Raw genomic sequence first — 724 nt, 5'->3', positions numbered from 1 at the left:
GGCGTTAGGTTGGAGAACATATGTTGCTATATAAATATCGTTCGATAGATAATTTATGGAATTCATTAGATATTATTTTTAATCAACGAGTTTGGTGCTCTAAGTGGGGAGATTTAAATGATCCTTTAGAAGGTCGTTACCACTCTGATTTTGGCTCTAGCTTTGATGAAAAAATTAATGCTAGTCGTGATCAATGGCGAATTTGTGCTTTATCAAGCTCAATAAATAATTTCTTATTATGGTCACACTATGCTGCTGGTCATAAAGGAATCGCTATAGAAATTGATATTCCGAAGGAAACTCCCGACTTGTCAAAGGTCATATATAGCCCATTCTCCCCAATTTTTACTGACATTTCAGAAAGTATGAAAGATCAGAAGGATTTATTTGAAATAAAGACCGAAGAATGGAGTTATGAAGAGGAGTATAGACTTTTATGTAAATCGCCATTCTACAAGCTTCCAAATCCTATAAAACGTATATATTTAGGTCATAATATACAGCCTGATAAGACTATGATTATCAAAAAAATTCTACCTTCGGATATTGAGGTTATTCAAATGAGACTAGATACTTATCAAGGTAAGGTTGTTACTAAAACCTAACAAGGCGTTAAAGAGGGATTCGCAACGCGCGGAATTTTCGTTATGCATTGATTTTATTAGTTTTTAGTGCAATGCGGTGAGTTGGTAGTTGCGTTGCTCACCCCTTAACGCGGCGTTAG

The 724-nt window shown here is 35.2% G+C and carries 1 protein-coding gene; it reads left to right on the top strand.

What is annotated here, in order from left to right; translation table 11 throughout:
• Positions 1 to 20 precede the first annotated feature (20 nt).
• On the top strand, positions 21 to 605 hold the full coding sequence (locus FKQ60_RS17310) for a DUF2971 domain-containing protein (protein WP_170905639.1): 585 nt from the start codon (positions 21 to 23) through the stop codon (positions 603 to 605).
• The last annotated feature ends 119 nt before the right edge of the window (positions 606 to 724 follow it).

The sequence above is a fragment of the Vibrio sp. A11 genome (assembly GCF_013048705.1).
GTDB lineage: Bacteria > Pseudomonadota > Gammaproteobacteria > Enterobacterales > Vibrionaceae > Vibrio > Vibrio metschnikovii.
The sequence above is the reverse complement of the archived record's forward strand: the minus strand, read 5'-3'. Positions and strand labels throughout refer to the sequence as shown.